Origin of the sequence: Streptomyces sp. NPDC046862, from assembly GCF_040704615.1 — a bacterium.
Taxonomy (GTDB): domain Bacteria; phylum Actinomycetota; class Actinomycetes; order Streptomycetales; family Streptomycetaceae; genus Streptomyces.
The window spans coordinates 125946-143959 of sequence record NZ_JBEYXP010000014.1; the positions used below are offsets into that span (position 1 = coordinate 125946).

21 protein-coding genes are annotated in these 18014 nt (G+C 70.0%); 5 read left to right on the top strand and 16 right to left on the bottom strand.

Translation table 11 applies throughout. The features are described from left to right. Positions 1-6: 6 nt before the first annotated feature. The 6 genes from AB0959_RS17790 to AB0959_RS17815 form a co-directional block, all read right to left on the bottom strand. A complete protein-coding gene (locus AB0959_RS17790; RefSeq protein WP_366827340.1) occupies positions 7-972 on the bottom strand; it encodes a folate-binding protein in 966 nt (321 codons plus the stop codon). 10 nt (positions 973-982) lie between these two features. Further along, a complete protein-coding gene (locus tag AB0959_RS17795; RefSeq protein WP_366827341.1) occupies positions 983-1420 on the bottom strand; it encodes a transcriptional repressor in 438 nt (145 codons plus the stop codon). A gap of 30 nt (positions 1421-1450) precedes the next feature. Further along, on the bottom strand, positions 1451-2098 hold the full coding sequence (locus AB0959_RS17800; RefSeq protein WP_366827342.1) for a restriction endonuclease subunit S: 648 nt from the start codon (positions 2096-2098) through the stop codon (positions 1451-1453). Further along, entirely contained in the window at positions 2098-3777 is a 1680-nt protein-coding gene (locus AB0959_RS17805) for an N-6 DNA methylase (protein ID WP_366827343.1), read from the bottom strand. Before AB0959_RS17805 ends, AB0959_RS17800 begins: the two co-directional genes overlap by 1 nt. 14 nt (positions 3778-3791) lie before the next feature. After that, on the bottom strand, positions 3792-4460 hold the full coding sequence (locus AB0959_RS17810; RefSeq protein ID WP_366827344.1) for a hypothetical protein: 669 nt from the start codon (positions 4458-4460) through the stop codon (positions 3792-3794). Between the two features lie 281 nt (positions 4461-4741). Then, a complete protein-coding gene (locus tag AB0959_RS17815) occupies positions 4742-5317 on the bottom strand; it encodes an FABP family protein (RefSeq protein ID WP_366827345.1) in 576 nt (191 codons plus the stop codon). A gap of 252 nt (positions 5318-5569) precedes the next feature. On the opposite strand from AB0959_RS17815, the gene AB0959_RS17820 reads away from it, so the two are divergent. Then, positions 5570-5932, top strand: a complete 363-nt coding sequence (locus tag AB0959_RS17820; protein WP_366827346.1) for a DsrE family protein — start codon at positions 5570-5572, stop codon at positions 5930-5932. 71 nt (positions 5933-6003) lie between these two features. On the opposite strand, the gene AB0959_RS17825 is transcribed toward AB0959_RS17820, so the two are convergent. The 9 genes from AB0959_RS17825 to AB0959_RS17865 all read right to left on the bottom strand — a co-directional run bounded on the left by AB0959_RS17825 (position 6004) and on the right by AB0959_RS17865 (position 11939). Then, positions 6004-6381 carry a VOC family protein gene (locus tag AB0959_RS17825; protein WP_366827347.1) on the bottom strand — a complete coding sequence of 126 codons (378 nt, stop codon included), beginning with the start codon at positions 6379-6381 and terminating at the stop codon, positions 6004-6006. Between the two features lie 13 nt (positions 6382-6394). Then, positions 6395-6652 (bottom strand): DUF3099 domain-containing protein, encoded by a 258-nt coding sequence (locus tag AB0959_RS17830; protein WP_366827348.1) that lies wholly within the window; start codon positions 6650-6652, stop codon positions 6395-6397. Between the two features lie 131 nt (positions 6653-6783). Beyond that, positions 6784-7071, bottom strand: a complete 288-nt coding sequence (locus AB0959_RS17835; RefSeq protein WP_009189358.1) for a DUF1416 domain-containing protein — start codon at positions 7069-7071, stop codon at positions 6784-6786. A 90-nt stretch (positions 7072-7161) separates the two neighbouring features. Then, a complete protein-coding gene (locus tag AB0959_RS17840; protein WP_366827349.1) occupies positions 7162-8001 on the bottom strand; it encodes a sulfurtransferase in 840 nt (279 codons plus the stop codon). A gap of 164 nt (positions 8002-8165) precedes the next feature. Continuing rightward, on the bottom strand, positions 8166-8249 hold the full coding sequence (locus AB0959_RS17845; protein WP_366827426.1) for a putative leader peptide: 84 nt from the start codon (positions 8247-8249) through the stop codon (positions 8166-8168). 256 nt (positions 8250-8505) lie between these two features. After that, positions 8506-9240 (bottom strand): DUF2993 domain-containing protein, encoded by a 735-nt coding sequence (locus AB0959_RS17850; RefSeq protein ID WP_366827350.1) that lies wholly within the window; start codon positions 9238-9240, stop codon positions 8506-8508. A 295-nt stretch (positions 9241-9535) separates the two neighbouring features. After that, the gene (locus AB0959_RS17855; protein WP_366827351.1) at positions 9536-10753 is read right to left on the bottom strand and encodes a hypothetical protein; all 1218 of its coding nucleotides are present in this window, start codon (positions 10751-10753) and stop codon (positions 9536-9538) included. A 7-nt stretch (positions 10754-10760) separates the two neighbouring features. Continuing rightward, positions 10761-11015 carry a MoaD/ThiS family protein gene (locus tag AB0959_RS17860; RefSeq protein WP_366827352.1) on the bottom strand — a complete coding sequence of 85 codons (255 nt, stop codon included), beginning with the start codon at positions 11013-11015 and terminating at the stop codon, positions 10761-10763. Positions 11016-11051: 36 nt separating this feature from the next. Then, entirely contained in the window at positions 11052-11939 is an 888-nt protein-coding gene (locus AB0959_RS17865; protein WP_366827353.1) for an alpha/beta hydrolase, read from the bottom strand. A gap of 181 nt (positions 11940-12120) precedes the next feature. Between AB0959_RS17865 and AB0959_RS17870 the strand changes: the two genes are divergently transcribed. Continuing rightward, positions 12121-12909 carry a response regulator transcription factor gene (locus tag AB0959_RS17870; RefSeq protein ID WP_366827354.1) on the top strand — a complete coding sequence of 263 codons (789 nt, stop codon included), beginning with the start codon at positions 12121-12123 and terminating at the stop codon, positions 12907-12909. A gap of 150 nt (positions 12910-13059) precedes the next feature. After that, a complete protein-coding gene (locus AB0959_RS17875; protein ID WP_366827355.1) occupies positions 13060-14082 on the top strand; it encodes a LacI family DNA-binding transcriptional regulator in 1023 nt (340 codons plus the stop codon). A gap of 284 nt (positions 14083-14366) precedes the next feature. Here the strand turns inward: AB0959_RS17875 and AB0959_RS17880 are convergent, their stop codons facing one another. Next, the gene (locus AB0959_RS17880; RefSeq protein WP_366827356.1) at positions 14367-16196 is read right to left on the bottom strand and encodes a trypsin-like serine protease; all 1830 of its coding nucleotides are present in this window, start codon (positions 16194-16196) and stop codon (positions 14367-14369) included. A gap of 359 nt (positions 16197-16555) precedes the next feature. Here AB0959_RS17880 and AB0959_RS17885 point away from each other — a divergent pair, with 359 nt between their 5' ends. Then, complete coding sequence (locus AB0959_RS17885; RefSeq protein WP_366827357.1) at positions 16556-17704, top strand: trypsin-like peptidase domain-containing protein; 1149 nt, start codon at positions 16556-16558, stop codon at positions 17702-17704. A gap of 52 nt (positions 17705-17756) precedes the next feature. After that, a complete protein-coding gene (locus AB0959_RS17890) occupies positions 17757-18011 on the top strand; it encodes a hypothetical protein (RefSeq protein ID WP_366827358.1) in 255 nt (84 codons plus the stop codon). The last annotated feature ends 3 nt before the right edge of the window (positions 18012-18014 follow it).

An 18014-nucleotide genomic window follows, 5' to 3' on the forward strand; every position in this document is an offset into this window, starting at 1 on the left:
GGCATCTCAGGGCTCGACCACGACCTCCTGCGCCGCCGCCGTCGAGTCGGCCATCAGCGGTGCGTCCGTCGGCACGTTCCGCTTGATCAGGGCCAGCGCCACCGGGCCCAGCTCGTGATGGCGTACGGACGTGGTCACGAAGCCGATCTTCCGGCCGTCGGGGCCGTCGTCCGCCAGGCGGATCTCCGTGCCCGCGGGCGGCAGGTGGACCTCGCTGCCGTCGAGGTGGAGGAAGACGAGCCGACGCGGGGGCTTGCCCAGGTTCTGGACGCGGGCCACGGTCTCCTGACCCCGGTAGCAGCCCTTCTGGAGGTGGACCGCGCTGCCGATCCAGCCCAGCTCGTGCGGGATGGTCCGGTGGTCGGTCTCGAAACCGAGCCGCGGGCGGTGCGCCTCGACGCGCAGGGCCTCGTACGCGAGCAGCCCGGCGGCCGGACCGGCCTTCTCCGCATACGACTCCAGGTCCGTACGCGGCAGGAAGAGATCACGCCCGTACGGCGTCTCGCGGACGACGGCGCCCTGCGGGGCCTCGGCGATGGAACCGGCCGGCAGGTGGACGACCGCGATGTCGTCGGTCCGGTCGGCGACCTCGACCCGGTAGAAGAACTTCATCGACTCCAGGTACGCGACCAGCGCGTCCCGCGTGCCGGGCTCGACGTGCGCCCAGACCGTCTCGCCGTCGTCCACCAGGTACAGCGCGTGCTCGATGTGACCGTTCGCGGAGAGGACGAGCGCCTCGGTGGCCTGGTGCGGCGGGAGGTCGCTGACGTGCTGGGTGAGCAGCAGGTGCAGCCAGCTGAGCCGGTCCGTACCGGTGACGGCCACGACGCCCCGGTGGGAGAGGTCCACGAATCCGGTGCCGTCGGCGAGGGCGCGCTGTTCGCGGAACAGATCACCGTAGTGGGCTGCGACGCCTTCGTCCACGCCCTCGGCGGGGACGGCACCGGGCAGGGACAGCAGAGGACTCTTCATACCGACAAGCCTACGACTTGGTAGTTGAACCCTTCAGGGAACATTCCTGACACCGGCCGAAGATCGCGAAGTGCTTCATGTCGGTGTCGAAGCCGAAGGTCTCCCGCAGCTTGGCCGTGAAGTCGGCGGCCACCTCGACGTCGGCCTCGATGACGTTCGTACAGTCCCGGCACACCAGGTGGATGTGGTGGTGCCGGTCGGCCAGGTGGTACGTCGGGGCCCCGTGCCCGAGATGGGCGTGCGAGACCAGCCCGAGCTCCTCCAGGAGCTCCAGCGTCCGGTAGACGGTGGAAATGTTGACCCCCGACGCCGTCTTCCTCACTTCCACGAGGATGTCGTCGGGGGTCGCGTGCTCCAGGGTGTCCACGGCTTCGAGGACAAGCTGGCGCTGCGGCGTCAGCCGGTAACCGCGCTGCCTGAGGTCGCTCTTCCAGTCGGTGCTCACCACGCACCCAAGTCTAGGGCGGGGTGGGCCGGGTCACGGCTCGGCGGACAGAACGCCGTTCATCAGTGCATCGGCGAGCGCGCTGCGGTATGCGCGGGTCGCACGAGCGATCTCGGTATGTGCGTGGATCTTGTCGTCGAGGGCGGCGAGCGTGGCACCGATCGCCGCCTGCTCGGCGGCCGGTGGAAGGATGACGGGCAGTTCGCCCAGGGTGCGGATGCTCAGCGAGGGGATGACCGCTCCGGCGGCCCGGGTTCTGATCCAGTCCTGTGCGGCTGTCGCGCTCAGGTAGGCGGCCAGATACGCGGCCGAGACCAGCGGCTCCGCAGGCAGCCTGAGCCGTACCAGGTTGGGGTGGAAGAGCCAGCCCGCGTGGGTCCCGGTGACCAGCGCGCATCGGCCCACGGTGCCGGTACGGGTGAGAAGTACGTCTCCCTCGGACAGCTGGTACTTCGCCAGCGTCCGCGCCCGCTCCCAGGGAATGGCGGGCGCGGACGCGGTCTCCTCCGGAACGATCCGCAGGCCACGCAGGTCGCGTGGCACCACGACGGGATTCCCGCCGTCGGCCTGGGTACGCCCCCTGTCCTCGGCGCGGATGCCCGGACCGGCCTGGAGAGAGGCGCACACCTCTCGCAAGGGCATGCGGGACCAGCCCGGCGGGGCGAACTCGTCGGCGGTCATCACAGTCCGTACCTCCTGAGCCACCGGGCGGCTTCAGCGTCGGCTGCCTCTGCCCGTGCGTGCGCGGCACCGATCTCCTCGCTCAGCCGGGACAGCCTGGCCAGGGTCCCGGCAGGCCCTTCCGTCTGAGCGGCCGAGGCCGGGCCGTAGGGCCGGACATACGGCGCGGGGTCGAGGCTGTGGCCGTGCGTCGCGATGTCCAGCACCGAAACCGACCGGCTCAACCCCGGGGTGCTCACGAAAGGAGCTTTGGCCTCTCGGGCCTCGTACCAGGAGACGTACTCGGCGACCAACCGCGCGATGTCGTCGTCGGACAGGGCACGCTCGGTCCGGGCGATCTGATGCCCGAGGCGCTCACCGGCCACGAACAGCACCTCGGGATGCGCTACACCGCCGGAGCCGGGTGCACGCAGGAACCAGATGTGCGTCCTGACGGCTGTGAGCGTGAAAAGCCCGGCGGGAAGGGCGATCACACACTCCACCACCCCGGCCTCGACCAGTCCCCTGCGCACCTTCCCGGCGGCCCCGGCGTTGAACGCGGCCCCGGCAGGCATCAGCACGGCGGCCCGGCCGTCGGGGGCGAGCCGTGAGACGGCGTACTGGAGCCAGTCGAACTCGGTACGGCGGGCGGGACCGTACGTCCAGTACGAGGGTGGGGTGATGTCCCCTGGGAGGGCGCCGAAGGGTGGATTGGTGAGGATCACGTCGAAGGTCTCGGGAAAACCTTCGGGAAGACCTGGAAGACCGCGGGGATCGAGCGCCGGGGTCACGGGTCCTTCGGCAAGCAACGCCATGCGCCCGTGGTGGACCCTCAGGTTCCAGTTCGCGGCCAGCCGTCCCCCGGGCCCGGCTCCCTGGGCCTCGGGCACCCAACCGGTGAGTCGGCACTGTTCGCCACCGCCGTGCGCCGCGACCGCGTCCAGGTGGGCGACCAGCAGTTCCCCGACTCGGGCGTACGGATCGTGCACACGTACCGCGCCAGGGCGTACGGCGGCCAGGGCCTCGGCCATGACCCGGCTCACGGACGGCGGGGTGAGGAACGCGCCGCCCTCACGTGCCTGCTCGGCGCGCCAGCGCACCAGAACGTGGTCGAACGCCGCTCGGGCTTCCCGCTCGGAGCCGACGGGAGTGTGCCCCAGCCTGTTGCAGAGTTCGGCCGGCAGGCCATGCGGAAACGTCATCTCCGGGCGATAGTGCTCCCCCAGCGTGGCATAACGCCCCAGCTCCTCGGCCATACCGCCGTCGGGGTCCTTGACATGGGTGTGGACGTAGTCCAGCAGCAACCAGAGGTAGTCGTCGAGCGGCATCGCCCCCCGCAGCCGGTCCGCCTCCGGCCCCGCGAGCCGCTCGACCAGCCGGAGCAGTCCGCCGGCCGTCCCGCCGGGCAGCCCGGCCCGGAACCGGTCGCCGTAGGTCGTCCCGGCCGGTTCGCCGGGCAGCAGGGCGTTCGCGGGGACGGTCCGAGTGGACAGCCAGGCCAGCACCTCACCAGAGCGGAACAGCTCGGGGTCCCCGCCCACCGGAGCGGGATACTCTGGGTGGCGGCGCTCCCAGTTGGTGACTGCGGGCCGTTTCACACCCGCGAGGCGCGCGATGTCGGGCCGGGAGACGAGTACGTCGGCGACCGCAGGGTCACGGTCACCGCCCGGGCCGGACGACGGGGTGGCGTGGTCGGTCACTGCGTCTCCCGCGTTCAGAACCGGGGCGGTCTCACGCCGCCCAGGATGTCCGCCCGGTCGGCGAGCAGGGCCGGGACCCGGTCCATGGCCTGCGCCTCTGTGGCGAGTTCGGGGCTGAGGTGACCGAGTACCCGGTAGATCTTGGCATGGTCGGCGGCGAGGTGCCGGTGGAAGACCGGCTCATGGTGCATGATCCGGTTGCGGAAACGCACCAGCGACAGAAGGCTGTCGTGCAGGTCGGCGCGGCGTCCCGAGTAGTACGGAAACGCCTTGTGCGTGACAGGCACCCAGAAACCGCGGTCGTAGCCCCGCGCACCGCTGATCAGGGAGATCCAGAAGCCGAAGGTCAACTCGGCGACGATGCCGTCCGCACACGCCGTACCCGCTCCGCTCCGTTCACACTTCTCGCGTGCCTCGTCGACCAGCCGGATGCCGTTGCGGTTCAGGGGCGCACGACTCCACCAGTCCGGTCTGCCGTGGTGCCTGGCGAGTTCGTCGTGCAGAGCGTTGCGCAGCGTGACTTCCAGACAGTGCAGAGGGCCGTAGAACGCCGCGGACGCGGCCACGTTCCACCAGTACAGGCGCATCGCCGTCGTGGATTCGCCGCCTGCCGCCGTCAGGTAGGTGGCCATGCGCGGCTTCGAGAAGGCCTTCGCCAGCCACTCGGGCAGGTTGTCGGTCATGGTTTCCCCCTGCTGCAGATGAAATCTGCTAAAGTCGATGGCGTACGTCCTGGGTCCGCCTCTGCTTGCATGCCGCTCAGGACACGGCCTTGGGAGCCCCGGTCGCAGACGTGTTGCGACCGGGGCTCCGTGCGTTCACGAGACCCCGCGAAGACATCCCTGACTGTAGTCTCAGCACACTCGATCCCGCAAGCGCATTGCCATGCAGTGAATTTTGTTAACCCCGAGAATGAAACAGGGCCCTGCGGAAGCCCGCAAGGCCCTGTGTTCCAGGCGAACGGCTACTTGAAGAACGCGATCCCGTCGTCCGGCATGTCGTCGGGCAGGGCCTTGGCCCAGCGCTCGACCTCCTCCGGGGTGACGACCTTCTTCAGGTGCGCCGACATGTAGGGGCGCAGCTCGACCTCCGGGGTCTGCTTCTCGCCGACCCACATCAGGTCGCTCTTGACGTAGCCGTAGAGCCGCTTGCCGCCGGAGTACGGGCCCGAGGCCGCCGTGCGCGCGACCGCGTCCGTGACCAGGTCGATCTGCGGCTTCTTGTCGGCCAGTTCGCCGTACCAGACCTCGACGACGCCGTCGTCGCGGACCATGGTCACCTCGACCTTGCGGTCGGCGTCGATGCGCCAGAAACCGGACTCCGTCTCCAGCGGCCGGACCTTGTTCCCCTCCTGGTCAAGGACCCAGGTGTGGGAGTGGTACTCCAGGAAGTCCCTGCCGTCGTGGGTGAAGGTGACCTCCTGGCCGAAGTTGCACTTCTCGGAGCCGGGGAAGTCGTGCACGCCCGCGCCGGCCCAGTTGCCGAGCAGGAAGGCGAGGGGGACGAGGTCCTTGTGCAGGTCGGACGGGATCTCGATCATGGGAAGTTCCTAGACGTGGGTCAGCGCTGGCCCTGGTACAGCTTCTTCACGGTCAGCCCGGCGAAGGCGAGGACGCCGACGCAGACAAGGGCCAGCAGGACTTCGAAGAAGATCTCCACGGGGTGCTCCTCGATTGAGCGGAGGGGGCGGTACTACGAACAGGGCCGGGGCCCAGCTTACGCGGCTGAGGGCGGGCCCTCGCCGTCAGGTACGGCTCAACGCGGGCGCCGGCTCGGGAACTACGATGCGGGCATGCCGAAGAAGCTCGTGATCAAGGTGACGGCCGGGGCCGACGCGCCCGAGCGCTGCTCGCAGGCGTTCACCGTGGCGGCGGTGGCCGTGGCCAGCGGTGTCGAGGTCTCCCTGTGGCTGACCGGTGAGTCCGCCTGGTTCGCGCTGCCGGGCCGCGCCGCCGAGTTCGAGCTCCCGCACGCCGCCCCGCTCCCCGACCTGATCGACTCGATCCTCGCGGGCGGCAGCCTCACGCTGTGCACCCAGTGCGCGGCCCGCCGCGACATCTCGGAGAAGGACGTCATCGAGGGTGTGCGGATCGCGGGTGCCCAGGTGTTCGTCCAGGAGGCCATGGCGGACGGGACCCAGGCGCTCGTCTACTGAGACGGGCGGTTCACTCCCCGGTCACTTCTCGATCAGTCCTTGATCAGTCCTTGATCAGTCCCTGATCAGTCCTAGCTCTCCACCCACAGGCAGAAAGGGTGCCCGGACGGGTCGAACAGCACCCGTACGTCGTCCTGGGGCTGGTGGTCGGCGAGTACGGCGCCCTCGGCGACCGCCCGGGCCGTCTCGCCCTCCAGGTCGTCGACCTCGATGTCCAGGTGCAGCATCATCTGCTGGTCGCCGGGGTTCCTGGTCGGCCAGACGGGACGGACGTACTCGGGCTCGGTCTCGAAGGCGAGTGAGACGCCGTCGCCGTCGGCGGGCCCGATGAGCACCCAGTGGGGCTCCTCGCGGCGCACCTCGTACCCGAGGAGCCGCAGATAGAAGCCGGCCAGCTCGTGCGCGTCCTGCGCGTCGAGCACAACGGTGGACACCCGTGCGTTCGGCATGACCACCTTGGTACTAGCGGCGCTTCTTCCCGTCCAGCTCGTCCCACCACTCGTCGGACTGCGGGTCGCCCGAGGGGTCGTCCCACCAGCGGTCCTCGGGTCCCCGCCGGTTGGCGACCATCGCGGCCACCGGCGGGATCACCATCGCCACCACGCACATGCCCACGGCCGCCGGAACGGACCAGAGCCGCACGACGCCCCAGGCCAGGACGAAGAGCACGAGACACGTCGCCATCATGGCGAAGTAGAGACGGCGTCGGCGCGCGTACATACCTCCAGCGTAGGCCTGTGCACGCCAAAAGGGCCGCACCTCGGGTCTTCGACCCATGAGGTGCGGCCCCTTGGCCGTCACGTGCGATCAGACCGCGCTCGGATCGCGATCAGACCGCGTGCAGACAGCGATCAGACCGCGATCGCGACCTCCGCCAGGCCGCCCTTCTGAGCGACGACGGTGCGGTCGGCGGTGCCTCCGGGGACGAGGGCGCGCACGGTCCAGGTGCCCTCGGCCGCGTAGAAACGGAACTGCCCGGTGGCGGAGGTGGGCACCTCCGCGGTGAACTCGCCGGTCGAGTCGAGGAGACGGACGTATCCGGTCACCGGCTCGCCGTCACGGGTCACCTGACCCTGGATGGTGGTCTCACCGGGCTTGATCGTCGAGGCATCGGGGCCGCCGGCCTTCGCTCCACACATGTCTTTCTCCAAGAGAGGTCTGACCGGAGGAAGGCCGGTCGGGATTTGCGGGTCTTGTCGCTTACTGCGGGTCTTCGCTTACCGCGGGTCCTACTTGTTGGCGCCGAGCTCGATCGGCACGCCGACGAGGGAGCCGTACTCGGTCCAGGAGCCGTCGTAGTTCTTGACGTTCTCCACGCCGAGCAGCTCGTGCAGCACGAACCAGGTGAGCGCGGAGCGCTCGCCGATCCGGCAGTACGCGATGGTGTCCTTGGCCAGGTCGACGCTCTCCTCGGCGTAGAGCTCCTTGAGCTCGTCGTCCGACTTGAAGGTGCCGTCGTCGTTGGCGTTCTTGGACCACGGGATATTGCGGGCGCTCGGGACGTGACCCGGACGCTGCGACTGCTCCTGCGGCAGGTGCGCCGGAGCGAGCAGCTTGCCGGAGAACTCGTCGGGGGAGCGGACGTCGACCAGGTTCTGCGCACCGATCGCGGCGACCACGTCGTCGCGGAAGGCGCGGATCGAGGTGTTCTGCGGCTTGGCCTTGTAGTCGGTCGCCGGGCGCTCCGGCACCTCCTCGACCAGCTCGCGGGCGTCGAGCTCCCACTTCTTGCGGCCGCCGTCGAGGAGCTTGACGTTCTCGTGGCCGTAGAGCTTGAAGTACCAGTAGGCGTACGAGGCGAACCAGTTGTTGTTGCCGCCGTAGAGGATCACCAGCGTGTCGTTGGCGATGCCCTTCCCCGACAGGAGCTTCTCGAAGCCCTCCTGGTCGACGAAGTCACGGCGCACCGGGTCCTGGAGGTCCTTGGTCCAGTCGATCCGGATGGCGTTCTTGATGTGGTTCTTCTCGTACGCGGACGTGTCCTCGTCGACCTCGACGATGGCGATCGTCGGGTCGTCCAGGTGCTCCTGGACCCAGTCGGCGTCAACCAGGACGTCGCTGCGGCTCATGCTCTTTCTCCTCCGGGGCAGTTGCGGCGGGGCTGTGCGTGGAGACTTCTGGGTGCGGGCACGCGGCGGGGTCATGAGGCCATGGAAGCGGCCGGCCTGTGCGGCGCACGGGTGGCCCTGAGTCAAGTCGAAGGGCCGGGGGAATCGGGAGTCGACACTCCCGGTCAGAGAACGCGACAGAGCATGGCGGCGACGCGGCACAGGTCTACTGCCCGCCGCTTCGTGAGGTCCGCCTGTCGCTGCTTCATGCGCTCGATCGTAGGGACGGACAGGCGGGCATGTCACCGGTGTGTCGCATGGTGAGACGCGATCGTCCGGGATGTGGGATCAGTGGGCCGCGCGGGCGGGCGCCGCGCGGATTCCGAACCGGTCCGGCGACCGTCATATCTGCTGTACGGACGGCGGCGTCTCGCGTTTCGGACAGGGATGGTGGCGGCAGGGGACGCCGTACGGCCGCAGGAGCGAACGCCCGTACGGCCGTCACCGGCTCAGCCTCCGACCGTGCTACCCGGCGAGCTTCACGTCCGAACCCTTCACCGTGATCTCCACACCATCCTTACCGCCCTCCACCTTGTCGAGCTTGATGCCGCCGGGGAGGTCGTCGATGGCCTGCTGGAAGTCGGTGATCGAGCGGACCGCGTTCTCGGCGACGTCTATGCCCATGTTGGGGAGGGAGTCGGCGCGGACCTGGACGGTGTCGCCCTTGACGCTGACCGTGCTGAGCACGGAGACGGGCTTGGGCAGCTTGTTGCCGAGGACGGTGGCCTCGACCTCGACCTTGATCTTGCCGTTTCCGCCGGAGGAGAGGCCGACGACCTTGGCCGAGACGCCGGGGCTGACGTCGGTGGGCTGGGACTTCGCCGCCTTGAGGAGGTCGGCGTACGCGATGGTGGCCGTGCCGGTGGCGGTCCGCGCGGTGGCGGAGCTGTAGTCGCCGGAGAAGACGACGCCCCGCATGTCGGCCTTCATGTCCGAGATGCGGATCTTCTCGCCGCCGGTGCCTGTGGCGGCCTCGTAGTCGTTGATGCCGACCTCGACGTCGTCCAGTTCGCCGCTCGCGACCTGGGTGAGGAAGGGGAAGCCCTTGATGGAGACGTCGGGGGTGGTGGACAGGCCCTCGGTGGTCCGCATCTTCTGCGCGGCCTCGTCCTCGGCGAAGTTGACCGCGACGCGGTCCGCGATCACGAACAGACCGCCCAGGATCACGGCGAGGATGATCAGTATTCGCAGTGCGCGCATGTCTCGGTGTTCCCCCACGTTCCTACTCGGCGGTCGTTCGGCTTGGTTCGCAGTGAGCTGATGGCCGTTGAGCGCGAGGGTAACCCTGCTGGGGGTTGGTGGGGGGTGGTGGGGGAGTTTGTGGATCATCTGTGACAAGTGGCGGGCCGCCGTCTTGGGGGTATCTCGCCCCCGCCGCCCGTGGATCTCTCAGCCCCTCCGGCGTTTGAGGAGCGGGGTCCGGGGCGGAGCCCCGGGGGACGGGAACGGGTAGGGGCGGCGGGGGCGACATACCGGCTCCCCGGTGCCGCACCGCTCAGCCCAGCGCCCGCCCCAGCAAATACACCGCCGGAGCCGCCGTCGTGAGAGGCAGTGCCACCCCCGCGGTCATGTGGACGAAGCGGGACGGGTAGTCGTAGCCGGCGACGCGGTGGCCGATCAGGGCGCAGGCGGCCGCGCCGAGGCCGAGGAGGGCACCGGACGTGCCGAGGTCCGTCATGCCGCCGAGCACGAGGCCGGCACCCGCACCCGCCGCAAGCCCGAGGAGTACCGAGATCACCGTGGGCAGAGGCAGCGCACGGACCACGATCGCCACGGCCACCGCCCCCGCGCCCACCGTCACCGCGTCCGCCTCCGCCGCGAGATGCCCGGTGGCGACGATCGACAGGGCGGCCGAGGCGACCGTGGCCATCAGTCCGTACATGCGCTCGTCCGGGTCGGCGTGGCTGCGCAGTTGCAGGACGAGGGTCAGCAGCACCCAGACACCGAGCGTGCCGAGGATCGCGGCGGGCGCGTTCTCCCGGCCGGCCACCAGCAGCACCACGTCCGCCGTCACCGCGCCCGCGAAGGCCAGCGCGATGCCCTGGCGGGCGGGCCACATACCGTTCAGCCGGAACCATCCGGCCGCCGTCACCGCCTGCAGGATCACCAAGGGGACGACGAGCGCGTACTCGCCGATCGCGGCCGTCAGCGCGAGCAGCGCCCCCAGTACGGCCGTGATCAGCGCGGGCTGCGCGCCGGGGTCGATGATCGGCGACCGGCCCTCGGCGCGGGCGCGCTGGGCGTCGGTCACGCGGGTGTTGCCGGTGAGGGTGGGAGGGCCGTAGGAGGGTGCGTCCGCGGCGGGGCCGGGCGGCGCCGGGGGCATGGCGGCGGCTCCGTCATGCGGATGGGGCTGCAGCGGCTGGACCGGGGGCTGCGGCTGGACCGGCGGCTGCTGCCAGCCCGGTCCCGGCTGCTGCTGCGCCGCGCCCGGAGCCGACGGCGGCTGTCCGTAGCCCTGCGGCGGCAGGTACGCCGTCTCCGTCACGTCGACCGCGGCGACCGGCGGCTGCACCTGGGTCTCCCAGGTCTGCCCCTCCCACTGCTGGGTGTACTGCTGGGCGTGGGCGGCCGGTGACTCGTCGTGGCCCTGCCAGGCGGGCTGCTGGTACCCGGGGTGCTGCTGTTGCTGATCCGGCTGGGGCTGTTGGTGGTCCGGCTGCTGATACGGGTCGTACCCCTCGTACGGGGCGCCGTACGGCTGGTTGCTCATGATCGCGTCACCCTCCTGCGAACGGTGGGAGCACCTCGACCGTGCCGCCCTCGGCCAGCCGTACGGTCTCATGTCCGCGGGTGCCCACGGGGTCACCGTCGATGAGGAACGAGCATCGCCGCAGGACGCGGACCAGTTCGCCGGGGTGTCGCTCGCGGGCCTCGTCCAGCGCGTCGGCGAGCGTGAGCGCGTCGTACGGCTCCTCGGCGACGCCCGCGGCGGCCTTGGCGGCTGCCCAGTAGCGCACCGTGCCCTTTGCCATCTCGTCCCTCAATCGGTTGTGGTGAACACGGTCAGGCTATCGGGAGGCCTTGGGTACGGCCGCCGCCGCCCATGCGCCGATCCGCGCCAGCAGCGCGTCGTCCGTCGCGTCCTCCGCGTGCCCCATCCCCGGCTCCAGCCACAGTTCGCCGTTGTCCCCGGCCGCCTCGGCCAGCGTCCGCGGGTGGTCGACCGGGAAGTAGCCGTCGCGGTCGCCGTGGACGATCAGCAGGGGTGTGGGCGCGATCCTCGGTACGGCCTCGACCGGGGACATGGGTACCGGGTCCCAGTGCCGGTGGTGGATGCGGGTACCGAACCCGTAGCGGCCGACCGTCCGGCCCGCCCTGCCCATCACGAGCCAGTGCACCCGTCGCATCGGCGCCGTACCCCGGTAGAACCACCGAGCCGGCGCACTCACCGACACCACCGCGTCCGTGTGCGCTTCCCTGCGCCCTTCGTGCTCCTGGAGCTCCGGGGCGCCGTGCAGCGCCGCGTGCCGCAGTACCACCGAGCCCCCCATCGAGAAGCCGACGGTGACCACGCGCGTGTGCCCGAGTTCCCGGGCCCACGCGACCGCGGCCGCCAGGTCGAGCACCTCGCGGTCGCCGACCGTCGACCGTCCACCCGAGGCGCCGTGCCCCCGGAAGGAGAACGTGAGCACGGCTCCGTACCGGGCGAGGGCACGCGCCACCCTGCGTACGTGCGGACGCTCCAGATGGCCCGTGAAGCCGTGGGCGACGACGAACACCAGGTCACGGGAAGGTGGCCCGGAGGCGTCGTATACGAGGGAGGGCGGCTCGTATACGGAATCGATCGGCACGCCGTCGAGCGTGCGCAGAAACCTCCTCAGAGGGGCTTTCGAGCCCGTCCCGGAGATCGGGAAGGACGGGGAACGCGTCACATGACCTGCCGGACCACTGCTCATGTGGGCTATTCTGCTGGGCAGAGGACTCGGGCAGCGTAGCCCCCGGGTCCTTTTGTGCTTTCGGAAGCGTTGTATACGAAGCGGGAAACTCCAGGTGACCGCGGGTGTACGGGGCTCTGGGATCGCAGAGCAGGTGACGTACCGCACACGTCCTCGCCCGGACCGAGGAGGAACACGACGTATGAGTTCTCTGCTGCTCCTGACCAATGCCCTCCAGCCGTCGACGGAGGTGCTCCCCGCCCTCGGTCTGCTCCTGCACAACGTGCGAGTGGCCCCCGCGGAGGGACCCGCCCTCGTCGACACCCCCGGTGCCGATGTCATCCTCATCGACGGCCGCCGCGACCTCCCGCAGGTCCGCAGCCTGTGCCAGCTGCTGCGTTCGACCGGGCCCGGCTGCCCCCTCATCCTCGTCGTCACCGAGGGCGGCCTCGCGGCCGTCACCGCCGACTGGGGCATCGACGACGTGCTGCTCGACACCGCCGGCCCGGCGGAGGTCGAGGCACGGCTGCGGCTGGCCATGGGCCGCCAGCAGATCGTCAACGACGACTCCCCCATGGAGATCCGCAACGGCGACCTGTCCGTGGACGAGGCGACCTACAGCGCCAAGCTCAAGGGGCGGATCCTCGACCTGACCTTCAAGGAGTTCGAGCTCCTGAAGTACCTCGCCCAGCACCCGGGCCGCGTCTTCACGCGCGCGCAGCTGCTGCAGGAGGTCTGGGGCTACGACTACTTCGGCGGCACGCGGACCGTCGACGTGCACGTACGGCGGTTGCGCGCGAAGCTCGGCCCTGAGCACGAGTCGCTGATCGGGACCGTCCGGAACGTCGGCTACCGGTTCGTCACCCCGGAGAAGGTGGACCGGGCCACGGACGAGGCCAAGGCCAAGGCGGCCCGGCCGAAGCCGGAGGACGCGGACGAGTCGGCGCACCTGGACGCGGCGGACGCCCGCGAGGTCTCCGCGGACGCGTAGGCCTGACGCGGGGCGGTGCGGGGCGGTGGCGCCGGGCTGGAGCACTGGCACGGTGGCGGGCCCGGCGGCCGCTCAGGTTACCGACAGGTTGTACCAGGTTGAGACCTGTACGCCCTGCCCAGAGCGTTGCAATCCGCGTAGACTCCGCGCGTGGCCAAGGTGACTAGGGATGATGTGGCGCGGCTGGCGGGGACTTCCACCGCCGTCGTCAGCTACGTCATCAACAACGGACCCCGGCCGGTCGCCCCGGCCACGCGCGAGCGTGTCCTCGCCGCGATCAAGGAACTGGGGTACCGGCCGGACCGGGTCGCCCAGGCCATGGCGTCACGGCGCACGGACCTCATAGGCATGATCGTGCCGGACGCGCGCCAGCCCTTCTTCGGGGAGATGACGCACGCCGTCGAGCAGGCCGCCGCCGAGCGCGGCAAGATGGTCCTCGTCGGCAACACCGACTACGTGGCCGAGCGCGAGGTCCACTACCTGCGGGCCTTCCTCGGGATGCGGGTCTCCGGGCTGATCCTCGTCAGCCACGCCCTCAACGACAACGCCGCGGCGGAGATCGACGCGTGGGACGCGCGGGTGGTGCTGCTGCACGAGCGGCCCGAGGCGCTCGACGACGTGGCCGTGGTGACCGACGACCTGGGCGGCGCCCAGCTGGCCGTGCGGCATCTTCTGGAGCACGGCTGCGAGTACGTGGCCTGTATGGGTGGCATCGCCGAGACTCCGCTGGTCGGTGACCCCGTCTCCGATCACGTCGAGGGGTGGCGGCGTGCGATGCAGGAGGCGGGCCTCTCCACGGAGGGGCGCCTCTTCGAGGCGCCGTACAACCGTTACGACGCGTACGAGATCGCTCTGGAGCTGCTCGCCGGGGCGGATCGGCCGCCGGCGATCTTCTGTTCCACCGATGACCAGGCGATCGGTGTGCTGCGGGCCGCGCGGGAGTTGCGGATCGATGTGCCCGGGGAGTTGACGGTGGCCGGGTTCGACGACGTGAAGGAAGCGGCGTTGACCGATCCGCCGCTGACGACTGTGGCGACGGATCGTACGGGGATGGCTCGGGCGGCGGTCGATCTCGTGCTGGATGACGCGGTTCGGGTGAGCGGGTCTCGTCGTGAGCGGGTGAAGCTGTTTCCGTCGCGGTTGGTTGTGCGGCGGTCCTGTGGGTGTGCGTAGCTTCGTCGCCGTGTTCGTAGCGCCGTAGAGGGTGCGGTGGTTGGGCGTGTGCGGGTGCGTTGTGGCTTGTCGCGCAGTTCCCCGCGCCCCTTAAAAGCCTGTGGTTGCCCGCGCCCTTGAAGGACCCTCGGCCTCCGCGCCCCTAAAAGCCTGCAGTCGCCCGCGCCCTTGAAGGACCCTCGGTCCCCGCGCCCCTAAGAGCCTGCGGTTGCCCGCGCCCCAGAAAGTGCCGGTGGGCCCGCGCCCCTTTCGGGGTGCGGGCCCAGCCGCAGGTGAAGTTGCGATCAGAACATCAGGTTGTACTGGTTGAAGCCCGTGCCCAGGCTGACCCTCGACGAGAACAGGTCGCTGGACGCCTTGCCCGTGCCGCGGTACAGCCACAGCGTGCCGCCCGAGTCGCGGGCGATGACGTCGGCGATGCCGTCGCCGTTCACGTCGCCGTTGGTGACGTAGGACGTGAAGTTCCAGCCGGTGCGGGCCTTGATGCGGGCCGACCAGGGGGCGGACGACTTGCCCGTGCCGCGGTACAGCCACAGCGTGCCGTCGGTGGAGCGGACCAGGAGGTCGGCCTTGCCGTCGCCGGAGAGGTCGCCGCGGCCCATCAGCTTGACGCCCTTCCAGGCGCCGGAGACGACCTTGATCTTGCTGTTGAACTGGCCGTTGCCCTTGCCCGGGTAGAGGTAGACCGAGCCGTCCGCGTCCAGGGCGACGAGGTCGGGGCGGGCGTCACCGGTCAGGTCGCCGGGGATGGCGTACGACTTGTAGCCGCCCCAGACCGAGCTGATCTGCATCCAGGTCCACTCCATGGTGGAGTGATCCATGTAGCTGCGGTACAGCTTGCCGTCCGTCTTGTCGCGGACGATCAGGTCCTGGTAGAAGTCGCGGTCCAGGTCGGCCTGCAGGGCCCAGCTGCTGCTCTCCCAGCCGTTGCCCTGGTACTCGCGGGTCGCGAGCGACGTGCCCTTGCTGGACTGCGCGAACAGGTTGCCCGACGGCGTGCGCTCCAGCACGTCGGCCCGGCCGTCGAAGGTCAGGTCCGTGTCGTCGATGCGCGGCTGGGCCGCCCAGGTGTACGCGGAGACCTTGGTGAAGACGGGGTAGGCGCCCTCGGCGGTGCAGCCCGTGACGCCCCAGGAGACGATGCCGATGATCTTGCCGTTGACGACCAGCGGGCCGCCGGAGTCACCGTTGCAGGGGCTGATGGTGCCCGAGTCGCCGCCGGTGGCGGGGGTACCCGCGCAGATCATCGAGCCCTCGGCGAAGTCGTCCTCGCCGAGCACCGACTGCATGGCGGTGTTGCAGGTCGAGTCCGCGACCACCGGGAGGTTCGCCTTGCGGAGCGTCGGCGACAGTTCGGCGCCGTCCGCGCCCGAGGTCAGGCCCCAGCCGTACACCGTGCCGGTGGTGCCGGGGGTGTAGAGCGAGCTGTCGTTGGAGGCCGCCAGGCGCAGCCACTGCTGCTCCAGCGGGCGGTCCAGGGTGAGGACGGCGACGTCGTTCTTGATGGTCGCCGCGTCGTACTTCGGGTGGCTCCACTGGCGCCACACGCCGGCGACGGTGCCCGTGGAGTCGTCGAGCAGGTTGCTGGTCCCCGAGATCACGGAACCGAACTGCTGCCAGTCCTGGCCCGCCACGCAGTGGGCGGCGGTGAGGACCTTGTTCGGGGCGACGAGGGTGCCACCGCAGAAGAAGCTCTGGTCGGCGGCCTCGTCGTAGTAGTAGAGCTGGACCATCCACGGGGCGCTGGAGATCGTCGTCTCGGTGCCGCCGATGATGAAGGGGGACTGCTCGGAGGACGAGCCGGACGATCCGGTGGATCCGGTGGAGTCGGCCGAGCCGGAGGACTCCTTGGAACCGTTGGACTTCTCGTCCGCCTTGGCCGCCTGGTCCTTCGCCGCCTCCACGGCGCGCTCGCGCAGTTCGGCGTCCGAGGCGGTGGGCTTGGGGGCGGCGGCCTGCTGCCGGGCGATGCCCGCGTCTGGCAGGGAGGCCGGTCCGTCGGTCGCGCTCGCGGTCGTCGCGAGGGCGCCGGCGCAGCTCAGCGCCAGCGCGAGGGCGGCCACGGGCAGCGCCGTGACTACACGTCTGTGGCGGCCGCGCAGGGCACGTATCACTCAGGGCTCCTGGGGTGCGATGTCGTAGTAGGGCCCGAGAAGGGCGTACTACGCAACGCGCGGGCCACTCCTGCCATCGATGTCATAAGGCAGTGGGCGAAACCGCGGAGCCCCCCTCCGGCGCGGATGATCGTAGGCACCAAATGTCCCTCTGCGCACCACTGTCACAGCACCCAAACAAGTATTCGTCCGGCGCCTTCCGGGTTCTCACCTCACGGCAACCCGTTGTTTCCCCACCGCGCGGGTCCCGGCAGCTTCAGGCGCGATCCCGGCCCCTTTATATCGGGCATACGAGGTTCTGCCGGGCTTCTCAGCCGGCACTCAGGGACCTCTCATGGACGGGCGACAAGCTCTGAGACATGACCGAGAGCTTCCGCCGCAGCGGCGAGTACGAGAACCCCCAGGGTCACGGCCACCAGCCCGCGTACCCCCAGCAGCAGCACGCCTCTTCCCCGGTGAACCCGGAGTGGCCGCCCCCGCCGGCGTACGAGCCGCAGGGGCCGGCGTACGCCGGGTACCCGGCCGGTGACGCCCATCAGGTCGGTGGCGCGCACCAGGAGCCCGCCGCGGCGACCACCGCCACGGGCACCGCTCTCCTCTCCGAGCCCGTCTCCTCCGGCCCCGGCCCCGCCCCCAAGAAGCGCGCCCGCGGACCGCTGGCCCTCCTCGCTGCCGTGGCGATCGTCGCGGCGGCCATCGGCGGCGGCACCGCGTACGGCATCCAGGAGCTGACCGGCAAGGACACCGCGGTCTCCACCTCCACCAGTACCAGCGTGGTGCCGACCAGCCAGAAGGGCACGGTCGCCGGGGTCGCCAAGGCGGTGAGCCCGAGCATCGTGGAGATCAGCGCGAGCTCGAACGCCGGTCAGTCCACCGGTTCGGGCGTGATCATCACCAGTGGCGGCGAGATCATCACCAACAACCACGTGGTCTCCGGCGCCTCGTCGGTCAAGGTGACGACCAGCAACGGCAAGCAGTACACGGCCCGGGTCGTCGGCACCGACAGCAAGAAGGACCTCGCGCTGATCAAGCTGGAGAACGCCTCCGGTCTGAAGGCCGCCTCGCTCGGCAACTCGGCCGACGTCCAGGTCGGCGACCAGGTCGTCGCGATCGGCTCCCCCGAGGGCCTGAGCGGCACGGTCACCAGTGGCATCGTCTCCGCGCTGAACCGGGACGTCACGGTCGCCACCGACGAGGGTCAGCAGCAACAGCAACAGGGCGGTGGCGGCTGGCCGTTCGAGTTCGGCGGGCAGCAGTTCAACGGTGACACCGGCTCGTCCACGACGACGTACAAGGCGCTCCAGACCGACGCCTCGCTCAACCCGGGCAACTCCGGCGGCGCGCTGATCGACATGAACGGCAACATCATCGGCATCAACTCCGCGATGTACTCGGCGGCCGGCTCGGGATCCTCCGACGCGGGCAGCGTGGGCCTCGGCTTCGCCATCCCGATCAACACCGTCAAGAACGACCTGAGCTCGCTGCGGGCGGGCGGTTCCGACAACTGAGCCACCGAGCCACCGAGCCGCCCCGGCGGGGCGACGGACCAAGGAGTTCGACATGATCACGCAGGTCAGGCAGATCAAGCAGGTCAAGCAGGTCAAGCAGATCAAGCAGGTTGTGCACGAGCGACGGAGCTTCGACGCGTACGGAGATCCGGCCGGGCTCGCTCTGGCGCTCGCCGTGGCGTATGAGCTGAGCCCGCCGACACCGCGCGCCCCCGAGGTGGCCGTCGCCGCCACGGAGGTCCGCACCAAGGCCAAGGCCCGCCGGAACACCGCCGCACGCTCCCGCAGCCGTACGGTCCGCGGCTGATCG

Coding starts and splice junctions, on each gene's coding strand:
- AB0959_RS17800 (WP_366827342.1), bottom strand. CDS start 2,098: ATGACCGCCGACGAGTTCGCCCCGCCGGGCTGGTCCCGCATGCCCTTG.
- AB0959_RS17830 (WP_366827348.1), bottom strand. CDS start 6,652: ATGTACGCGCGCCGACGCCGTCTCTACTTCGCCATGATGGCGACGTGT.
- AB0959_RS17790 (WP_366827340.1), bottom strand. CDS start 972: ATGAAGAGTCCTCTGCTGTCCCTGCCCGGTGCCGTCCCCGCCGAGGGC.
- AB0959_RS17890 (WP_366827358.1), top strand. CDS start 17,757: ATGATCACGCAGGTCAGGCAGATCAAGCAGGTCAAGCAGGTCAAGCAG.
- AB0959_RS17810 (WP_366827344.1), bottom strand. CDS start 4,460: ATGACCGACAACCTGCCCGAGTGGCTGGCGAAGGCCTTCTCGAAGCCG.
- AB0959_RS17845 (WP_366827426.1), bottom strand. CDS start 8,249: ATGAAGCAGCGACAGGCGGACCTCACGAAGCGGCGGGCAGTAGACCTG.
- AB0959_RS17835 (WP_009189358.1), bottom strand. CDS start 7,071: ATGTGTGGAGCGAAGGCCGGCGGCCCCGATGCCTCGACGATCAAGCCC.
- AB0959_RS17840 (WP_366827349.1), bottom strand. CDS start 8,001: ATGAGCCGCAGCGACGTCCTGGTTGACGCCGACTGGGTCCAGGAGCAC.
- AB0959_RS17870 (WP_366827354.1), top strand. CDS start 12,121: ATGAGTTCTCTGCTGCTCCTGACCAATGCCCTCCAGCCGTCGACGGAG.
- AB0959_RS17855 (WP_366827351.1), bottom strand. CDS start 10,753: ATGAGCAACCAGCCGTACGGCGCCCCGTACGAGGGGTACGACCCGTAT.
- AB0959_RS17860 (WP_366827352.1), bottom strand. CDS start 11,015: ATGGCAAAGGGCACGGTGCGCTACTGGGCAGCCGCCAAGGCCGCCGCG.
- AB0959_RS17885 (WP_366827357.1), top strand. CDS start 16,556: ATGACCGAGAGCTTCCGCCGCAGCGGCGAGTACGAGAACCCCCAGGGT.
- AB0959_RS17865 (WP_366827353.1), bottom strand. CDS start 11,939: ATGAGCAGTGGTCCGGCAGGTCATGTGACGCGTTCCCCGTCCTTCCCG.
- AB0959_RS17815 (WP_366827345.1), bottom strand. CDS start 5,317: ATGATCGAGATCCCGTCCGACCTGCACAAGGACCTCGTCCCCCTCGCC.
- AB0959_RS17850 (WP_366827350.1), bottom strand. CDS start 9,240: ATGCGCGCACTGCGAATACTGATCATCCTCGCCGTGATCCTGGGCGGT.
- AB0959_RS17820 (WP_366827346.1), top strand. CDS start 5,570: ATGCCGAAGAAGCTCGTGATCAAGGTGACGGCCGGGGCCGACGCGCCC.
- AB0959_RS17825 (WP_366827347.1), bottom strand. CDS start 6,381: ATGCCGAACGCACGGGTGTCCACCGTTGTGCTCGACGCGCAGGACGCG.